This is a genomic window from Roseateles sp. P5_D6 (assembly GCF_054049415.1).
The window spans coordinates 153,273-172,833 of the sequence record NZ_JBFUMK010000010.1; the positions used below are offsets into that span (position 1 = coordinate 153,273).

Sequence of the window (19,561 nt, forward strand, 5' to 3'; positions counted from 1 at the left end):
CATGAGCGCCCCCAAGCGACGCGAGTTCCTCGCGGGCGCAGCCGTGCTCACCTTGACGGCCTGCGGCGGGGGCGGCGGCGACTCGCCGGCGCCTTCGCCTGCACCGACGCCGGCACCCGCTCCGCCTCCCGCACCTGCACCCGCGCCCGCGCCGGCCCCAGCGCCTGCGCCTTCGCAGGCACCGGTGAGCTTCGCCAACGTCGCCGTGCATGACCCCTCGGTCATCCGCACCGACGGCACCTTCTACGTCTTCGGCTCCCATCTCGCCGCGGCCAAGACGACGGACCTGATGAACTGGACCAAAGTGGCCGATGGCGTCAACGACGCCAACGCGCTGTTCGGCAACAAGGTCACGACGGCCCTGGCGGATACCTTCGCCTGGGCCCAGGTCACCGACCTGTGGGCGCCCGACGTCGCAAGGCTCGACGACGGCAAGTTCTACATGTATTACTGCGCCTGCAAGGGCGACTCTCCGCGTTCGGCGCTGGGCGTGGCCGTGGCCGACAAGGTGGACGGCCCCTACGTCAACAAGCAGATCCTGCTGAAATCGGGCATGTGGGGGCTGCCCAGCGAGGACGGCACGGTCTATGACGCGACCGTCCACCCCAACGTCGTCGACCCCCAGGTGTTCAAGGACGCAACGGGCAAGCTGTGGATGATCTACGGCTCCTACTCGGGCGGCCTGTTCATCCTGCAGCTGAACGCGACGACCGGCCTGCCGCTGCCGGGCCAGGGCTACGGCAGGCACCTGATGGGCGGCAACCATGCGCGCATTGAAGGGGCCTACGTTCTCTACAGCCCGCAGAGCCAGTACTACTACCTGTTCACGTCCTTCGGCGGCCTGGATGCGGCCGGCGGCTACAACGTCCGCGTGACGCGGTCCCTGCAACCCGATGGGCCCTACGTGGATGGTGCCGGCACCGACATGGCCACCGTCAAGGGTGCGGCCGGCACGGTCTTTGACGACGCCAGCATCACGCCGCACGGCATGAAGCTGATGGGCGGCCACCAGTTCGCCAACGCGGCCGGCGAGACCGGCACGGCGCTGGGCTATGTCTCGCCGGGCCACAACTCGGCCTACCACGACGCGGCCACCGGTCAGTACTTCATCATCTTTCACACGCGCTTCCCTGGCACCGGCGAGGTCCACGAGGTGCGGGTGCACGAGATGCATCTGAACGAGGACGGCTGGCTCGTCGTCGCGCCGCTGCGCTACGCGCCGCTGAGCCTGGCCACGCCGGCGCAGACGGCCGACGTCAGCGCCGCGCAGGCGGCCGGCAACTACAAGCTCGTCAACCATGGCAAGGACATCACGGCAGTGAGCAAGACTTCGATCAACGTCACGCTGAACGCCGATGGCACGCTCGGCGGCGGCATGACAGGCAACTGGATGCACAAGGGCAGCAACAAACTGAGTGTGGTGAGCGGCGGAGCGACCTATGCCGGCGTACTGTCCCGGCAATGGAACACCAACTCCAGCGCATTCGTCGTGACCTTCAGCGCGCTGTCCTCCGGCGGCGTGTCGCTGTGGGCGGTTCGCACAGGGAGCTCGCAATGAAACGCCTTCTCGCCATCTTCGCCCTCGCGCTGTGTGCCCACGGCGCGCATGCGGCGACGCAAGCCTTTGCGCTGGATCGTGTACGTCTACAGGACGGGCCGTTCCTCGACGCGCAGAGCACCGACCTGCGCTACCTGATGGCGCTCGACCCCGAGCGCCTGCTGGCGCCCTTCCGCCGCGAGGCCGGCCTGCCGGTGCCTACGCCCAGCTACGGCAATTGGGAGTCCCACGGCCTGGACGGTCACATGGGCGGCCACTATGTTTCAGCGCTGGCGCTGATGTGGGCCTCCACCGGCGACGCTGAGGTCAAGAAGCGACTGGACTACTTCATCGCCGAACTCAAGCGCTGCCAGGACAAGCTCGGCAACGGCTACATCGGCGGCGTTCCCGACGGCGCCAAGGCTTGGGGCCAGGTGGCCGCGGGCGAGCTCAAGGTCGAAAGCTTCGGACTCAACGGGCGCTGGGTGCCCTGGTACAACCTCCACAAGACGTTCGCCGGCCTGCGCGACGCCTGGGTGCACGCCGGCAATGCCGACGCCAAGGCCATGCTCGTGCGCCTGAGCGACTGGGCGCTGCGCCTGACCACGCCGCTGAGCGACGCGCAGATGCAGGACATGTTGCGCGCCGAGCACGGCGGCATGAACGAGGTGCTGGCCGACGTGGCCGAGATGACCGGCGACCTGCGCTACCTGGCGCTGGCGCGGCGCTTCTCGCACCGGGCCATCCTGCAGCCGCTCGCGGCCGGCCAGGACAAGCTCACCGGCCTGCATGCCAACACGCAGATCCCCAAGGTCATCGGCTTTGCGCGCATCGCGCAGCAGGCTGGCGAGGACGAGGGCTGGCGCGCGGCGGAGTTCTTCTGGCGCACCGTCGTCGAAAAGCGCAGCGTGGCGATCGGCGGCAACAGCGTCAAGGAGCACTTCCATCCGGCCGACGACTTCAAGCCGATGCTCGACGCGGTGGAAGGCCCCGAGACCTGCAACAGCTACAACATGCTCAAGCTGACCGCGCTGCTGGCGCAGGCCCGGCCGAAGCAGGGCGCGGGAACGGGCAAGTACGCCGACTACTACGAGCGCACGCTCTACAACCACATCCTCGCGTCCCAGCACCCGGGCGATGGCGGCTTGGTCTACTTCACGCCGATGCGGCCGCAGCACTACCGCGTCTACTCCAAGGTGGACGACAGCATGTGGTGCTGCGTGGGCTCCGGCATCGAGAGCCACGCGCGTCACGGCGAGTTCATCTACGCGCATGAGGGCGACGACGCACTGGTCGTCAACCTCTTCGTCGCCTCCAAGCTGGACTGGCGCGAGCGCGGCATCAAGCTCACGCAGTCCACCCGGTTCCCCGACGAGTCGCGCACGCGGCTGACGGTGGACGGCGCCGGCAGCTTCGCGCTCAAGGTTCGCTACCCCGGTTGGGTCGCGCCCGGCGCGCTGAGGGTCAAGCTGAACGGCAACCCCGTCAAGGTGACGGCCAAGCCCGGCGACTATGTCGAACTGCGCCGCGACTGGAAGGCCGGCGACCGGGTCGACATCGAGCTGCCCATGCGCACGACGCTGGAGCCCATGCCCGGCCTGAAGAACTACGTCGCCGTGCTGCACGGCCCCATCGTGCTGGCCGCCAAGACGCCGCAGCCGGGCGAGACGCTGAACTTCATGGCCGACAGCGCGCGTGGGGACCAAGTCCCGGCCGGCGCCGTTTGCCCGCAGGACAGCGCGCCGGTGTTCGTCAGCGACAAGGCCGACTTCATCCGCCGCTTCAAGCCCGTGCCCGGCCAGCCGCTCACCTTTACCGCGCCCGACCTCATCCAGGGTGGCAAGGACGCGGACAAGCTGCAGCTCATCCCCTTCTTCCGCCTGCACGACTCGCGTTACATGGTCTATTGGGCGCGGTCCACGCCGGCCCAGCAGAGCCTGATGCGTGCCGAGCTGGCCAAGGCCGAGGAAGAGCGCCTGGCGCTGGACGCGCAGACCATCGACCAGGTCGCCCCGGGCGAGCAGCAGCCCGAGTCCGACCACAGCTTCCAGGGCGAGGGCGCCGAAACCGGCATCGCGCCGGCCGGCCGCTGGCGGCATGCGAAGCAGTGGTTCGGCTACACGCTGAACGACCCGCAGGCACAGGGCCGGCTGCTGCGCCTGATGCTGGCCAGCGGCGATGCGGGCCGGCGCTTTGACGTGGTCGTCAACGGCCGTGTCGTCGCCGAGCTGGCGCTGGCCTCCGAAGCCCAGCCGCTGTATGCCCGCGAAGTGCCACTGCCGCCCGATCTCGTCGCTGCCGCAGGCGGCAAGCTGGAGGTGCGCTTCGTTGCCAAGCCGGGTTCCCTCGCCGGTGGCCTCTACGGCCTGAGGCTGTTGCGTTGACTGATGGCAGCGGCGCAATGTTGCTGCTCATGGACAAGCGCCTGGCCTTGCGTTGTTGGCACCACGTTCGCGGCGCAGATGCCGCGAACCTCACACATAAGCGCCCGCAAGCGCAGTTTCACTCACGGACCATCCTGCCCATGACCTCGAACATTCCATCGCACAGCGCCGCCATGCCCATCGTGCAACGCCGCTTCCGCCTCTCCCGCCTGGTGTCGCTGGTTGCGCTGATCGCCCCGCTGGCGATGGCGCAGACCACCGTCAGGATCGACCTCACCAAGCCTGGCCTGCCGGTCAGCCCGACCCTGTACGGTTTGATGACCGAGGAGATCAACTTCTCCTACGACGGCGGCCTGTATGCGGAACTGGTGCGCAACCGCGCCTTCAAGAATCACGGCTACACGCCGGAACACTGGTCGCTGGTGCAGGACGCCGGCGGCAGCGCCGCGATGGCGCTCGACGAGCGTTACCCGGTCGCCGGCACTGCCCTGACGACCAGTCTGCGGATCGACGCCGAGAACGCTTCGCCGGGTCACCGTGTCGGTATCGCCAATGCGGGCTACTGGGGCATCCCTGTCACGCCGAACACCAGCTACCGCGCCAGCTTCTACGCCAAGACGTCCGGCGCCGCCGGCGTGCCGCTGACCATTAGCATTGAAGGCGTCGACGGCAAGACCGTCTACGCCCAGGCCGAAGGCGGCCGCATCGACGGCCAATGGAAGCGCTACAGCGTCACCCTCACCACCGGTGCGAACGTCAAGCCGACCGCCGAAGCGCGCCTGGTGCTTGCCACCGAAAGCCCGGGCAAGGTGTGGTTCAACCTGGTGTCGCTGTTCCCGCCGACCCACAAGGACCGGCCGAACGGCCTGCGACCCGACCTGATGCAAAAGATGATCGACATGAAGCCGGGCTTCCTGCGCTTCCCCGGCGGGAACTATGTCGAAGGCGGCAGCGTGACGAACCGCTTCAAGTGGAAGGAAACGCTGGGCCCGATCGACCAGCGCCCAGGCAATCCCGGCACCTGGGGCTACCGCTCCACCGACGGCATGGGGCTGCTCGAATTTCTGCTGTGGTGCGAGGACATGAAGGCCGAGCCGGTGCTGGCGGTGTTCGCCGGCTACGCGCTCAACGGCGAGTCCGTCCCAGTCGGCAAGGAACTGCAGCCCTTCGTCCAGGACGCGCTCGACGAAATCGAATATGTGACCGGCGACGTGAGCACGAAGTGGGGCGCCAAGCGCGCCAAGGACGGCCATCCGGCGCCGTTCAAGCTGCGCTATGTCGAGATCGGCAACGAGGATGGCTTCGAGAAGAACAAGACCTACGACGGCCGCTACACCCAGTTCCACGACGCCATCAAGAAGAAGTACCCGAAGATCAAGCTGATCTCCACGGTCAATGGCAAGGACTGGCTGGGCCAGCAACAGAAGTTGTCCAGCCGGGTGCCCGACCTGATCGACGAGCACTACTACTACAACCCGATGGAGATGATGAACGACGCCGCGCGCTATGACAGTTATGCGCGCAGCGGGCCGAAGGTCTTCATCGGCGAATGGGCGGGGCAGGAAGGCTCGCCGACCACCAACCTGCACGGCGCACTGGCCGATGCCGCCTTCATGGCCGGCATGGAGCGCAATGCCGACATCGTCGAGATGTCCTGCTACGCGCCGCTGTTTGTGAACGTGAACCCGGGCGGCATGCAGTGGCAGTACAACCTGATCGGCTACAACGCGCAGTCCAGCTACGGTTCGCCGTCGTACTACGCGCAAAAGATGTTCAGCAACTATCTGGGCAATGTTTCGCTGCCGGTGCACGCCGAGAAGGTCAGCACGCAAACCTGGCAGCAGCAGCCCAAGAAGGAGACGCCGCAGGACGTGCCGCCGGCCAGGCAGGTGCCGACGATGTTCTTCTCGGCGACCAAGTCGGACCAGCGCGGCGAGATCTACCTGAAAGTCGTCAACGCGATCGGCAACGCGCAGACGGTGCAGGTCGACCTGGCCGGCGCCGCCAAGGTGGCGGCCGAAGGCGAGGCCATCGTACTGAGCTCGGCGCACAAGGAAGACACCAACACCATCACCGAGCCGACCAAGGTGGTGCCGGTGACGAGCAAGGCGAGCGGGCTCGGCAAGCAGTTCAGCTACAGCTTCGCGCCGTATTCTGTGACGGTGCTGGTGCTGTCGACCAAATAGGCCGCCAGTACCGCGTGGACGCGCTGTGTCGGTTCCTTTGTTTACCTGGCCTTTCCGACACAGCCGCGGCGACCGCGCCAGGCCGCTCGGCCAGAGGTGAGAGACTGGCCCATACCGAAATCGACATGGCTTGACGGAGAAATGTCATTGGTCGCGCATCACTGGCCTTCCTACCATCGGCTGTCACAAGACCCCAGATGGAGACAACCATGAGAATTCTGCGTCGCAGCCTGCTGGCCGCCGCTTTGCTGACCCCTGCGTTCAGCGCCCTCGCCGCCCCGCTCGTCATGGGCTTCTCCCAGGTGGGCGCCGAAAGCGAATGGCGCACCGCCAACTCCGCTTCCATCAAGGCCGCGGCCAAGGACGCCGGCATCACGCTGAAGTTTGCCGACGCMCAGCAGAAGCAGGAGAACCAGRTCAAGGCMATCCGCAGCTACATCGCCCAGAAGGTCGACGTCATCGCCTTCTCGCCGGTCGTCGAATCCGGCTGGGACACGGTGCTCAAGGAAGCCAAGACGGCCGGCATCCCCGTCATCCTGACCGACCGCGCCGTCAAGGTGGCCGATCCGTCGCTGTACGTCACCTTCATCGGCTCGGACTTCGTCGAAGAAGGCCGCAAGGCAGCCAAGTGGTTGCTCGAGCGCGCTGCCAAGACGCCTGGCGCTTCGCTGAACATCGTCGAGCTGCAGGGCACCGTGGGCTCGGCGCCCGCGATCGACCGCAAGAAGGGCTTCGAGGAGGTCATCAAGACCAACCCCAAGCTGCAGATCATCCGTTCGCAGTCGGGTGAGTTCACGCGCGCCAAGGGCAAGGAAGTGATGGAGTCCTTCCTGAAGCAGCGCGACAAGAAGATCGACGTGCTGTACGCGCACAACGACGACATGGCGATCGGTGCCATCCAGGCGATTGAAGAGGCCGGGCTCAAGCCCGGTCAGGACATTGCCATCGTGTCGATCGACGGCGTGCGCGGTGCCTTCGAAGCGATGAAGGCCGGCAAGCTCAACGTGACGGTGGAGTGCAATCCGCTGCTGGGCCCGCAGCTGATGCAGCTGGCCAAGGACGTGGTCGCCAAGAAGCCGGTAGAGAAGCGCATCACCGTGACGGAGGGCGTGTACACGGCGGATCAGGCGGCCAAGGAATTGCCGAACCGGAAGTACTGAGTGAGGACCGAGGACAGGACCTGCGTCCTGTCCGACGCCTTACGAAGGACCCGGCGCCTGCAAGCGCCGTGGCTTGAGAACGCGAAACCATGATTCCCCAAAGAACCGCCGAGCCCGTGCTGGAGCTCTCCGGCATCCACAAAGGCTTCCCCGGCGTCAAGGCGCTCAGCGACGTCAGCCTGCGCTTGTTCCCCGGCGAGGTTCATGCGCTGATGGGCCAGAACGGCGCCGGCAAGTCCACGCTGATCAAGGTGCTGACCGGCCTGTACACGCCCGAAGCCGGCGTGATCAGACTCGGCGGCGAGACCATCGCCCCGCGCCGCACCGAAGAAGCCCAAGCCCTCGGCATCCAGACCGTCTACCAGGAGGTCAACCTCTGCACCAACCTCAGCGTCGCAGAGAACATCTGCGCCGGGCGCTTCCCGCGCCGCTGGGGTCGCATCGACTGGTCTGCGGTGAACGCCGAAGCCAAACGAGTGCTCGCCCAGATGGACCTCGACATCGACGTGACCACGCCGCTGTCGCGCTACTCGCTGTCCGTCCAGCAAATGGTGGCCATCGCCCGCGCGCTGCGCGTGCAGGCCCGCGTGCTCATCCTGGACGAGCCCACCTCCAGCCTCGACGACGCGGCCGTGCAGCGCCTCTTCACCGTGCTGCGCCGCCTGCGCGAGCAGGGCCTGGCCATCCTCTTCGTCACCCACTTCCTCGACCAGACCTACGCACTGGCCGACCGCATCACGGTCATGCGCAATGGCGAGACCGAGGGCGAGTACCTGGCGAGCGACCTCAGCCGTCTGGCCCTCGTCAACAAGATGGTGGGCGCGCCGCCCGACCAGCAACCCACCCGCCTGGACAGCCGCGCCCCGAACACCGGCGCCGCGGTGTTGAAGGCGCAAGGGCTGACCCGGCGCGGCGCGCTGCACCCGCTCGACCTGGAGCTCAAGCGCGGCGAGGTGTTGGGCCTGGCCGGCCTGCTGGGCTCCGGCCGCACCGAGGCCGCGCGCCTGCTGTTCGGCGCCGACGCCGCCGATGCGGGTCATGTGGAAACCGAAGGCCGTACGGGCCGCTGGCACTCGCCGCGCGAGGCCATCGCTGCCGGCATCGCCTTCTGCTCCGAGGACCGCAAGCACGAAGGCGCCATCCTCGACCTCTCGGTGCGCGAGAACATCCTGCTCGCGCTGCAGGCCCGGCACGGCCTGGGCCTCGTCATGAGCCGTGAAGCGCAGCAGGCCCTGGCCGACGACTACATCAAGCGCCTGGGCATCAAGACGCCGAGCGCCGACACGCCCATCGGGCAACTCAGCGGCGGCAACCAGCAGAAGGCCCTGCTGGCGCGCTGGCTGGCCACGAATCCGGCCGTGCTCATCCTCGACGAGCCCACCCGAGGCATCGACGTGCGCGCCAAGGAAGACCTGATGGATGCCGTGCGCGCCCTGGCCCACAAGGAAGACGGCAGTGGCATGTCCATCCTCTTCATCTCGTCTGAGTTGCCCGAGGTCCTGCATTGCAGCGACCGCGTCCTCGTGATGCGCGACCGCCGCGCCGCCGGCGAATACCGCCGCGGCGAGCTGGACGAACGCAGCGTGCTTGAAGTCATCGCCGCGGAGCCTGTCTCGGCTGCGGCCTGAGCGTGTCCAACATGAATCACCCCACCGTCCCCGCGCTGCGCGCCGCCCTGGCCACCCTGACCCTGCTCTGCCTGGCGGCACTCACACCGGCCGCGCTCGCGCAGTCGCCGACCGGTCTTGACGCCCAGGGCCAGGCACAGCGCCAGCCACTGACGCCCGACGCACGCGGCTTTGCGTGGACGCCGCTGGCCGCAGGCGCCCAGGTGCAGCTCGGCGCGCTGACCCGCAACATCTTGTTCTACGGGCCAGGCCTCGTCCGCGTGACGGCTCACCTGGGCCAGAGCCATGCCACCCAGCCCAGCCTGGTGGTCGTGGCCGCGCCGCAGGCCGTGCCGCTGGACGTGAAGGAGTCTGCCGACGCGTTGGTGCTGACCAGCGCGGCCGTGCGTGTGGAGATCGACAAGCGCAGCGGAGCCCTCGCCTTCTACCGGCCTGATGGCAGCCTGTTCACCCGCGAGCAGGCGCCCGCCGCGCTCAAGGCCATCGAGATATCCGGCGCGCCGACCTACGCGATGACCCAGGCCTTCAGCCTCACGGCCGACGAGTCGCTCTACGGCCTGGGCCAGTACAACGAGTCCTACATGGACTACCGCGGCCGTGACGTGCTGATGGTGCAGACCAACATCGGCACCGTCCTGCCCTTCATGATCTCGACGCGGCGTTGGGGCGTGCTGTGGGACGTCTATTCCAAGATGCGCTTCACCGACGACGCGCAGGGCGCCCGCTTCTGGGCCGAGAGCGCGCCGGCCGGCGCCGACTACTACCTCGTCGCCGGCACGACGATGGACGACCTGATGGCGGGCTACCGCCAGCTCACCGGCGCGGCGCCGCTGTTCCCGAAGAGCGCCCTGGGCCTGTTCATGAGCAAGGAGCGCTACAAGACGCAGCAGCAGTTGCTCGACGTCGCGAAGCGCTTCCGTGCCGACCACTTCCCGCTCGACACCATCGTGCAGGACTGGCAGTACTGGGGCGGCGACAAGGACGGCACCTGGAGCGGCATGACCTGGAACGCCGAGCGCTTCCCCGACCCGCGCGGCATGGTCGACACGCTGCACCGCGAACTGAACACCAAGCTGATGGTGTCCATCTGGCCCTCGATCGGTGACGACACGGCACTTGCCAAAGAGCTCGACGCCAAGGGCTTGCGCTTCGCGCCCAAGCACTGGATTTCCGGCAAGGCGCAGGTCTACGACGCCTTCAGCGCCGAAGGCCGGGCCATCTATTTCAAGCACACCAAGAAGGGCCTGTTCGACATCGGCGTGGACGCGCTGTGGATGGACGGCACCGAGGTCGAGGTGGGCGGCGCCGCGCATGACCCCGGCGAGGTCGAGGCCGACATCAAGCGCCTCGGCCGCAATGCCATGGGCGACTTCACGCGCTACCTCAACGTCTACAGCCTGGTCACGACGCGCGGCGTCTATGAAGGCCAGCGCGCCAGCAGCAACAAGCGCGCGATGACGCTGACCCGCTCCGCCTGGGCCGGCCAGCAGCGCTACGCCGCGCTCCCCTGGTCGGGCGACACGACGGCCAGCTGGGCGACGCTGCGCGCGCAGATCGCCGGCGGCCTGAACGTCGGCATGGCCGGCACGCCTTACTGGTCGCAGGACACCGGCGGCTTCTTCGTGCCCTACCCGGGCGGCGAGCGCAACCCGGCCTGGCGCGAGCTGTACGCGCGCTGGAACCAGTTCGGCATCTTCAACCCCATCTACCGCATCCACGGCACGGACGTCGAACGCGAGCCCTATCTGTACAAGACGCTGGACCCGGCCGTCTACCGTTCGCTGTTGAGCGCCGCCCAGCTGCGCTACCGGCTGCTGCCCTATCTCTACGGCCTGGCCTGGCGCGCCCACGACGAGGGCTACGTGATGATGCGCGGGCTGGCGATGGACTTCCCCGACGAGACCGCGCTGCGCAAGGTGGATGACACCTATATGTTCGGCCCCGCCTTCCTCGTGCAGCCCGTCACCCGGTCCACGCTCTATGCCGAGGTGCCGCCGGCTGCCACCATTCCCGCCAGCGCGCTGCGTACGCCTTCCGGCGAGCCGGGGCTGGCGCTGGAGTACTTCGCCGGCATGAATTTCGAGAAGCCGGCCAGCCGCACCGTAGACGGCCCGGTCGCCCACGACTGGCCGCCCGCGCCGCTGGGCAGCGTGCCGCCCGGCCTGCAGAGCCTGAACCAGTTCTCGGCGCGCTGGCAGGGCACGCTCGTCGTGCCCGAATCGGGTGAGTACGAGATCGGCGTCGAGGGCGACGACGGCTTCCGCCTGTGGCTGGACGACAAGCTCCTGGTCGACGACTGGAAGAACGGCGCCGCGCGCTTCGAGGGCAAGCGCGTCATGCTGAACGCCGGCCAGGCCGTCAAGCTGCGTATCGAGTTCTACCAGGACGGCGGCGGGCGCAAGCTGCGCCTGGCCTGGCGCACGCCCGGCCAGCTGCTGGCGCTTGCCGACGAGCAACGCCACATCGACAAGCGCCAGGCCACGCTGCTGCCGGCGGGCGCCGCGTGGTTCGACTTCTGGAGCGGCCGCCGCCACGCCGGCGGCGAGACCGTGTCCCGCGAGTACCCGCTGGACCAGTTCCCGCTGTTCGTGCGCGCCGGCAGCATCGTGCCGATGGGCCCGGTCATCGAGCATGTCGGTCAGCGGCCCGATGCACCCATCGAGCTGCGCATCTACCCCGGTGCCGACGCACAGTTCACTCTCTACGAGGATGACGGTGAGACCTACCGTTACGAGAGCGGCGAGCGCGCCACCGTCACACTGCGCTGGGACGACGCCCGGGGCGTGCTGGACGTTGGCGCACGCGACGGCCGCTTCCCCGGCCTCGTCGAGCAACGCCGCTTCGACGTGACGCTGGTCGACGCGCCCGGCCGCAGTGCAAAGACCCGGTCCGTCCTTTACCGCGGCAAGGCGACGGCGCTGCATTTCCCGAGTCCATGAGTTCTCCCGCCCTCGCCATGTCTTCTCCTCCCGCGCCCGCTGCCTTCTGGCGCCATCCCCTGCTGAGGCCGCTGGCCGCGCTGGCACTGCTGCTGCTCGTCGCGGCCGTCTTCGTGCCCGGCTTCCTGCACCTCGAGATCAAGGACGGCCACCTCTACGGCAGCCTGGTCGACATCCTGCACCGCGCCGCACCGCTGATGCTCGCCGCTTTGGGCATGACCCTCGTCATCGCCACGCGCGGCATCGACGTGTCGGTGGGCGCCGTCGTCGCCATCGCCGGCACCGTGGGCTGCGTGCTGGTCGGCTCGCACGGCCTGGCCATTGCTTTCGCGGCGGCCCTCGGCGCTGCCCTGCTGTGCGGCCTGTGGAACGGCCTGCTCGTGTCCGCCCTGGGCCTGCAGCCCATCATCGCGACGCTGATCCTGATGGTCGCCGGCCGCGGCCTGGCGCAGCTGCTGACCGACGGCCAGATCATCACCGTCTACGAACCCGCCAGCTTCTTCTGGCTCGGCGGCGGCTATCTGCTCGGCCTGCCGGTGTCGCTGTTCATCGTCGCCGTCGTCGGCGGCCTCACCGCGTTGCTGATGAAGCGAACGGCGCTGGGCCTGTTCATCCAGACCGTCGGCATCAACCCCGTCGCCGCGCGCCTGGCCGGCGTGCGCACGGCGGCCATCGTCTTCTTCGTCTACGTCTACTGCAGCCTCGGCGCGGGGCTGGCGGGGCTGATGATCTCGTCCAACATCAAGAGCGCCGACGCCAACAACGCCGGCCTGCTGCTGGAGCTGGACGCCATCCTCGCCGTCACCCTCGGCGGCGGGCAATTGAGCGGCGGCAAGTTCAGCCTGGCCGGCAGCCTCATCGGCGCGCTAATCATCCAGACGCTGACCTCCACCATCTATGCGATGGGCGTGCCGCCGCAGGTCACCATGGTCGTCAAGGCCGTCGTCGTGTTCGCGGTCTGCATCTCGCAGTCCTCGGCCTGGTCGACCTGGAGGAAGGCATGAAAGCCTTGCGTGCGGCCATGGCCGCCCCCTCCTTCACCAGCTGGGTCAGCGTCGTGCTGATGGCCGTGCTCTTCATCGCCGGCGCTGCCAATTACACGGGCTTTGCATCGACGCAGGTCGTCTCCAACCTGCTCATCGACAACGCCTTCCTGCTCGTCATCGCGGTGGGCATGAGCTTCGTCATCCTGTCCGGCGGCATCGACCTGTCGGTGGGCTCGGTGCTGGCGCTCACCACCATGGTCGCCGCCTGGCTGCTGCAGGTGGCGCACTGGCCGGCGGAGCTGGTCATCGTCATCGTGCTGCTCGGCGGCGCGGCCTTCGGCGCGCTGCAGGGCCTCGTCATCCATGTGTTCAAGCTGCAGGCCTTCATCGTCACGCTGGCCGGCATGTTCCTGGCGCGCGGCCTGTGCTTCCTCATCAGCGTGGACAGCATCACCATCGACGCGCCGCTGTTCGTCTCCCTGTCACAGACGCAGATCCCGCTCTTTGCAGGCGCCTTCCTGTCGCCCGGCGCGGTCATCGCCCTCGTCGTGCTCGGTGTCGGCCTGTGGGTCGCGCACTACACCGCCTTCGGCCGCACCGTCTACGCACTGGGCGGCAGCGAAGCCTCGGCGCTGATGATGGGCCTCAACGTCGGCCGCACCAAGGTCGCCGTCTATGCGCTGAGCGGCTTCTGCGCCTCGCTGGCCGGCCTGCTGTTCGCCTTTTACATGCTGAGCGGCTACGGCCAGCATGCCCAGGGCGTGGAGCTGGATGCGATCGCCGCGGTCGTCATCGGCGGCACCGTGCTGACGGGCGGTTATGGCTATGTAGCCGGCGCGTTGTCGGGCGTGCTGGTGCTCGGCCTGATCCAGACGCTGATCGCATTCGACGGCACGCTCAGCTCCTGGTGGACCAAGATCGTCATCGGCGCCCTGCTCTTCGTCTTCTGCGCCGTGCAGCGCCTGCTGTCCCTGAAGAAGGTTGCTGCCTGATGCTCAAGAGGCGGTCTCTCGATCGCGCTGTGGCCTTGACGTGCGCCAGGCTCAAGGCCAACGGGCCATGGAGCTGCGCCCATTCGTCGCCTGGCTGCAAACCATGAAAGTCCCGCGCCGCGCGCTGCTGTTCTGGCTGGCGTTTTGCGGTGCAGCGATGGCCGACCCCGCACCGCTGGGCGAGCGTGGCCGGCTGATCTTCAGCGATGACTTCAAGCAGGCGCTGGACCCGGCCACCTGGGTCGCGGAGATCGAGGCAAAGCCCGGCTCGACGGTTCGCACCGAGAACGGCCACCTCGTCCTCGACACAGCCGGCGGCGTGACCGTCTGGCTGAACCGGCGCCTGAACGGCAACTTCCTCATCGAATACCGCCGCCGCATCGTCCTGCAGGGCGGCGCCAACGACAGGCTCAGCGACCTCAACCAGTTCTGGATGGCGACCGGTGCCGGTGGCGGCTCCCCGCTGGGCCGCAATGGCGCGTTCGAGTCCTATGACGCCTTGAGCCTGTACTACTTCGGCATCGGCGGCAACGGCAACACCAGCACACGGCTGCGCAAGTACGGCGACGGCCAGCGCGTGTTGTTGCAGGAGCGGCTGGACGCCGAACACCTGCTCAAACCCAACCACGACTACCTCGTCCAGACCCTCGTCAAGGACGGTCGCTCAACTGTCTACGTCGACGGCCAGCTGCTCTTCGAGCACCGCGACGAGAGCCCGCTGCGCGAGGGCTGGTTCGGCCTGCGCAGCACCTGGTCGCGCCAGCAGGTCGGTGCGCTGCGCATCTACGCGCTGGACTGAGTTAGCCTGCGCAGCGATGCGCTACCTGATCTTCGATTTCAGCGACGGCGACGACGGCATCGCCACGCTGGAGGCCATGGCCTCGACGCGAGCCGAGGAGCACAGCCGCGTGCTGGCCGAGGCTCAGCAGGTGCTGGACTGGGCGCACAGCCGCTTCCCTGGTCGCCACGGTCCGGTCGAGGACGGCCAGGCCTGGGACCACGAGCTGCTCGTGCAGCAGGAGGAGGGCGGTTGGCTGACCGTCACGCTGACGCTGAGCGCGTCGGCGGAATTTCTCGAGGCATTCCTGGCGGTCTACGGCGAGGCCGAGGACTGAACGCCTTCAACCTTGCAGGCCGCGCCCGCGCTTTGCATGCGCGGACTGTCAGACAGGCGTCGCCGAGCCCGCGGGGGCTCAGCTCGGTCCAGCCTAACCCTTGAGCGTCTGCTCCAGCACGTGCAGCTGCTGGTTCAGCTCGGTGTTCTTCTGGCGCTCGGCGCCGATCTTGCGCACCGCGTGCAGCACGGTCGTGTGGTCCCGCCCGCCGAAGAGTTCGCCGATCTCGGGCAGGCTCTTCTGCGTCATCTCCTTGGCCAGGTACATCGCAATCTGGCGCGGCCGGGCGATGCTGGCCGGGCGCTTCTTGGAGTACATGTCGGCGATCTTGATCTTGTAGAAGTCGGCCACCGTCTTCTGGATGTTCTCGACACCGATCTGGCGGTTCTGGATGGACAGCAGATCCTTCAGCGCCTCGCGGGCCAAGGTGATGCTGATCTCCTTGTGCGAGAACTTGGCATAGGCCAGCACCTTGCGCAGCGCGCCTTCGAGCTCGCGCACATTGGCGCGCACGTTCTTGGCGACGAAGAAGGCGACGTCCTCGGGCATGGGCGTGCCCTCGGCCTCGGCCTTCTTGATCAGGATGGCGACGCGCATCTCCAGCTCGGGCGGCTCGATGGCCACCGTCAGGCCGGCGTCGAAGCGACTGGTGAGGCGCTCGTCGATGTCCACCAGCCCCTTGGGGTAGGTGTCCGACGTCATGATGATGTGCGCCTTCTTGGCCAGCAGCGCCTCGAAGGCGTTGAAGAACTCCTCCTGCGTGCGGTCCTTGCCGGCGAAGAACTGCACGTCATCGATCAGCAGCAGGTCCAGCGAGTGGTACTTGGCCTTGAGCTCGTCGAAAGTCTTGCGCTGGTAGTTCTTGACGACGTCGGAGATGAACTGCTCGGCGTGCAGATAGAGCACGCGGGCGTCCGGGCGGTCCTTCAGCAGCGCGTTGCCCACGGCGTGGATCAGGTGGGTCTTGCCCAGGCCGACGCCGCCGTAGATGAACAGGGGGTTGTAGGTCACGCCCGGCGCGCCGGCGACGTGAAGTGCGGCCGTGCGCGCCATCTGGTTGGCGCGGCCGGGCACCAGCGTGTCGAAGGTCAGCTGCGGATTGATGCGGTGCTTGGCCGAGGCGGGCGCCTGCGAGGGCAGCATGATGGTGCTGGCCGGGGGCGCGCTGACGGGCCGCAGCGCGGCGCTCGGTTCGGCCGCAAACGCCGACGGCTGCTGAGGTGCCTGAGCGGCGCCCGACATCGAGCTGGGCACGGTGATGGGCACACTCGACGCATCGCGCGCAACCAGGGACAGCTCCAGCCGCGTCGGGCGGCCGGCCAATTCGGTCAGGATGGCTTCGATGCGGGCCGCGTACTGACGGCGGATCCAGTCGCGCTTGAAGTGGTTGGGCACCTTCAGCGTCGCCACGAGGGCGCTGTCGGCGGCTTCGCCAGACACCGTGGCGGGTGGCAGCGGGCGAATCCAGGTGTTGAACTGCTGTTCAGGCAGCTCGGTGGCCAGGCGCTCGCAGCCCCGCCGCCAAAGCTCTGACGCCCAATCCGGCGAATTCATGCCCTCTAAGCCCGTCATCACGCCCGTCTTCAAAGCCTGCACCCCATCCACCGTATGTTCTTCTTCGCTCATTGTGGAAAACTTCTTTTCGAGCGGCTGGATTGTACGGACCCGAGGCCACCGAAGGACGGGTTATCCACAGAATTTGGCAGGGGGTCAATCCCTGGCAAACCCGGCTTGAGACTGGCGACTTATTGACCGAGTCGGCGGGTTCTGCTGTAATGCCGGGTTTTCGCGCATTGCCGGCCGGTTGCGACTGGTTCGCCATGCGCTTTTCTTGCCGGATACGAACCGGCCATTCTTGCCGGGTGTCAAAACCGGCCTTCTTGCCGGGTGCCAACCGCTGTGCCCGGCCTGCACAAACCCTCCAAAGAGGTTTCCCATGAAGCGTACCTACCAAGCCTCCAAGACCCGCCGCGCCCGTACCCACGGTTTCCTGGTGCGCATGAAGACCCGCGGTGGCCGTGCCGTCATCGCCGCACGCCGCGCCAAGGGCCGCAAGCGCCTGGCCGTCTAAGCCGCGCGACGACGCCACCCGTGCGTCGTCAGCCTGTCGGGCACCCGATGATCGGCAAGCTGCAGCGCCCGGTGGACTTTGAGCGTGTGCTCGGCAGACAAAGCCGGGCCCGCAGCGCGCATTTCGCGCTGCACCATCTCTCGGCCAACCCGGCGCCCAGCGCTTGGCGTGCCGCCAAGTTGCGCACAGCCTCAGTCGAGTTATCAACAGGCGAATCACAGCCTGTTCACAACCCTGTGGAACAGAACCCGCCCATTGCGCCTGAAGGCTGCTGGGTGGGCATCGTCGTTCCCAAGCGGCATGCCAAGCGCTCGGTGACGCGCCAGCTCTTGAAGCGCCAGATCCGCGCCGCATTTGCTGCAGCGACCGGCATGCCGCCGGGTTTGTGGGTTGTCCGCTTGCGCGCTCCGTTTGACCGCCAGAAGTTCCCCAGCGCCGCTTCCGACGCGCTGCGCCAAGCTGCCCGAGCCGAGCTGGCTCAGCTTCTGGATAAAGCCATGGCGTCCAAGCCGGGCACGAAGACGTGAAGCCGAGCTGGCCCGCCCGCGCTTTGATGGCCATCGTGCGCGGCTACCGCCTCATGCTCAGCCCCTGGCTGGGCAACGCCTGCCGCTTCGAGCCGACCTGCTCCCGCTACTCGCTGGGCGCACTTGAGAAACACGGTGCGCTGGCCGGCAGCTATCTGACCGTCCACCGCATCCTGCGCTGCCAGCCCTGGTGTAACGGCGGGCACGACCCCGTGCCTGACAATCCGCCGCGGCTGTTTTCCCGCCTCCTCTCTCCCCCCGTGACGCGCGCCTCCTGCGCGTCCTCTTCCTCGTCCGAGTCTCCTCATGACTGATATTCGCCGCACCGTGCTGTGGGTGGTGTTCACGATGTCTCTCGTCCTGCTCTGGGACGGTTGGCAAAAGCACAACGGGCATCCCTCGATGTTCAGCCCGACGCCCAAGACCGTGTCGACGGCACCGGCCGGACCTGCGTCGTCTGGCGTACCGGCAGCGACCGCTGCTGGCGGTACGGCTGCTGCCCAGGCGCCCACGACCGCCGCACCAGTGGCCGCGCCGTCCGAGCAGATCACCATCCGCACCGACGTGCTGACGGTCACGGTGGACACCCTGGGCGGCGACATCGTCCGCGCCGAGCTGCCCAAATACCTGACGTCGCCGGACCCGACCGTCACCGACCAGCTGCTGCAGATGGTGCATCTGCAGAAAAAGCCCGAGTTCACGCCCCAGCCGGTCGTGCTCTTCAATGAGGGCCAGCACTACCGGGCCCAGACCGGCCTGGTCAGCGCCCAGGGCCCGCTGCCTGCCCACACCACGCCGATGACGGCGGTGGCCGGCGAGCGCGAGCTCAAAGAGGGCCAGAACGAGGTCAAGCTGCGCCTGGAATCGGCCGAGGTCGGTGGCGTCAAGCTCATCAAGACCTTCACGTTCAAGCGCGGTGTCTACACGGTGGGCGTTACGCATGAAGTCGTCAACCACGGCGCCGCGCCCGTCACGCCGCAGGTCTATCTGCAGTTGGTGCGTGACGGCAGTACCGTCACCGGCGGCGCGGCTTTCACGCCCAGCTTCACGGGCCCGGCGGTCTACAACAGCAACACCAAGTTCAAGACGCTGAAGTTCGAGGACATCGACAAGGGCAAGGTCGACATCGAGAAGCAGGCCAACGACGGCTGGGTTTCGATGGTGCAGCATTACTTCGCCAGCGCCTGGCTCGTCAATGAAGCCGGCAATCGCGAGTTCTTCGTGCGCAAGCTACCTGGGCAGGCCGGCGTGCGCGGCGACGCCTACGCCACCGGCATGGTTTTCACGCTGCCCACGCTCGCACCCGACACCAGCGCGACCCAGCAGGCCACTCTCTTCGCCGGCCCGCAGGAGGAAAACAACCTCTCAGCACTGGCGCCGGGCCTGGAGCGCGTCAAGGACTACGGCATGCTGACCATCCTGGCCGAGCCGTTGTTCTGGCTGCTGGACAAGCTGCATGGCTTCATCGGCAACTGGGGCTGGACCATCGTTGCCCTGGTGCTGCTGCTCAAGATCGCGCTGTACAGCCTGAACGCCAGCGCCTACAAGTCCATGGCCCGCATGAAGGCCGTGGCGCCCCGCATCAACGAGATGAAGGAGCGCCTGAAGGACAAGCCGCAGGAAATGCAGCAGGAGATGATGAAGATCTACCGCGAGGAGAAGATCAACCCCATCGGCGGCTGCCTGCCCATCTTCCTGCAGATGCCCATCTTCATGGCCCTGTACTGGGTGCTGCTGTCCACCGTCGAGATGCGCCAGGCGCCGTGGACGCTGTGGATCACCGACCTGTCCGTGCGCGACCCCTACTTCATCCTGCCGCTGCTGATGATGGCGTCCAGCCTGTTCCAGGTCTGGCTCAACCCGCCGGCCGCCGATCCCATGCAGCAGAAGATGATGTGGATCATGCCCGTGGCCTTCGGCGTCATGTTCTTCGTCTTCCCGTCCGGCCTGGTGCTGTACTGGCTGACGAACAACATCCTGTCCATCGCCCAGCAGTGGCTGATCAACAAGCGATTGGGCGTGAACTGAATCACGTG

Annotated in this window: 15 protein-coding genes; 14 read left to right on the forward strand and 1 reads right to left on the reverse strand. The window is 67.3% G+C overall.

Going from position 1 to position 19,561, the window contains the following annotated elements; translation table 11 throughout:
- The first annotated feature begins 1 nt into the window (after position 1).
- From ACXJKM_RS15520 to ACXJKM_RS15565, 10 genes are all read left to right on the forward strand, one after another.
- Entirely contained in the window at positions 2-1,558 is a 1,557-nt protein-coding gene (locus ACXJKM_RS15520; RefSeq protein ID WP_082532317.1) for a glycoside hydrolase family 43 protein, read from the forward strand.
- Positions 1,555-3,921 carry a beta-L-arabinofuranosidase domain-containing protein gene (locus ACXJKM_RS15525; RefSeq protein WP_457320039.1) on the forward strand — a complete coding sequence of 789 codons (2,367 nt, stop codon included), beginning with the start codon at positions 1,555-1,557 and terminating at the stop codon, positions 3,919-3,921. Before ACXJKM_RS15520 ends, ACXJKM_RS15525 begins: the two co-directional genes overlap by 4 nt.
- Before the next feature lie 140 nt (positions 3,922-4,061).
- Entirely contained in the window at positions 4,062-6,107 is a 2,046-nt protein-coding gene (locus ACXJKM_RS15530; RefSeq protein ID WP_457320037.1) for an alpha-L-arabinofuranosidase C-terminal domain-containing protein, read from the forward strand.
- 209 nt (positions 6,108-6,316) lie between these two features.
- Positions 6,317-7,267: an ABC transporter substrate-binding protein gene (locus tag ACXJKM_RS15535; RefSeq protein WP_457353462.1), complete on the forward strand. Its 951-nt coding sequence runs from the start codon at positions 6,317-6,319 to the stop codon at positions 7,265-7,267.
- A gap of 89 nt (positions 7,268-7,356) precedes the next feature.
- A complete protein-coding gene (locus ACXJKM_RS15540) occupies positions 7,357-8,895 on the forward strand; it encodes a sugar ABC transporter ATP-binding protein (protein ID WP_457353464.1) in 1,539 nt (512 codons plus the stop codon).
- An 11-nt stretch (positions 8,896-8,906) separates the two neighbouring features.
- Entirely contained in the window at positions 8,907-11,834 is a 2,928-nt protein-coding gene (locus ACXJKM_RS15545; protein WP_457353466.1) for a TIM-barrel domain-containing protein, read from the forward strand.
- 17 nt (positions 11,835-11,851) lie between these two features.
- Positions 11,852-12,838, forward strand: coding sequence for an ABC transporter permease (locus ACXJKM_RS15550; protein ID WP_457353468.1), 987 nt, complete (start codon positions 11,852-11,854; stop codon positions 12,836-12,838).
- Entirely contained in the window at positions 12,835-13,812 is a 978-nt protein-coding gene (gene yjfF, locus ACXJKM_RS15555; RefSeq protein WP_457353470.1) for a galactofuranose ABC transporter, permease protein YjfF, read from the forward strand. The genes ACXJKM_RS15550 and yjfF overlap by 4 nt, the downstream gene beginning before the upstream one ends.
- A gap of 103 nt (positions 13,813-13,915) precedes the next feature.
- Positions 13,916-14,611, forward strand: a complete 696-nt coding sequence (locus ACXJKM_RS15560; RefSeq protein WP_457353472.1) for a DUF6250 domain-containing protein — start codon at positions 13,916-13,918, stop codon at positions 14,609-14,611.
- 16 nt (positions 14,612-14,627) lie between these two features.
- Positions 14,628-14,927 carry a hypothetical protein gene (locus ACXJKM_RS15565; RefSeq protein ID WP_457353474.1) on the forward strand — a complete coding sequence of 100 codons (300 nt, stop codon included), beginning with the start codon at positions 14,628-14,630 and terminating at the stop codon, positions 14,925-14,927.
- Positions 14,928-15,020: 93 nt separating this feature from the next.
- Here ACXJKM_RS15565 and dnaA read toward each other — a convergent pair whose 3' ends face one another.
- Complete coding sequence (dnaA, locus tag ACXJKM_RS15570) at positions 15,021-16,481, reverse strand: chromosomal replication initiator protein DnaA (RefSeq protein WP_056192510.1); 1,461 nt, start codon at positions 16,479-16,481, stop codon at positions 15,021-15,023.
- A 382-nt stretch (positions 16,482-16,863) separates the two neighbouring features.
- On the opposite strand from dnaA, the gene rpmH reads away from it, so the two are divergent.
- From rpmH to yidC, 4 genes are read left to right on the forward strand one after another with little or no spacing between them, the layout of a single operon-like run.
- Positions 16,864-16,998, forward strand: coding sequence for a 50S ribosomal protein L34 (gene rpmH, locus ACXJKM_RS15575; RefSeq protein ID WP_054021782.1), 135 nt, complete (start codon positions 16,864-16,866; stop codon positions 16,996-16,998).
- A 47-nt stretch (positions 16,999-17,045) separates the two neighbouring features.
- Entirely contained in the window at positions 17,046-17,525 is a 480-nt protein-coding gene (locus ACXJKM_RS15580; RefSeq protein WP_457353476.1) for a ribonuclease P protein component, read from the forward strand.
- A 26-nt stretch (positions 17,526-17,551) separates the two neighbouring features.
- Positions 17,552-17,839: a membrane protein insertion efficiency factor YidD gene (yidD, locus tag ACXJKM_RS15585; protein WP_056192512.1), complete on the forward strand. Its 288-nt coding sequence runs from the start codon at positions 17,552-17,554 to the stop codon at positions 17,837-17,839.
- Positions 17,832-19,553 (forward strand): membrane protein insertase YidC, encoded by a 1,722-nt coding sequence (gene yidC, locus ACXJKM_RS15590; protein ID WP_056191247.1) that lies wholly within the window; start codon positions 17,832-17,834, stop codon positions 19,551-19,553. The genes yidD and yidC overlap by 8 nt, the downstream gene beginning before the upstream one ends.
- The last annotated feature ends 8 nt before the right edge of the window (positions 19,554-19,561 follow it).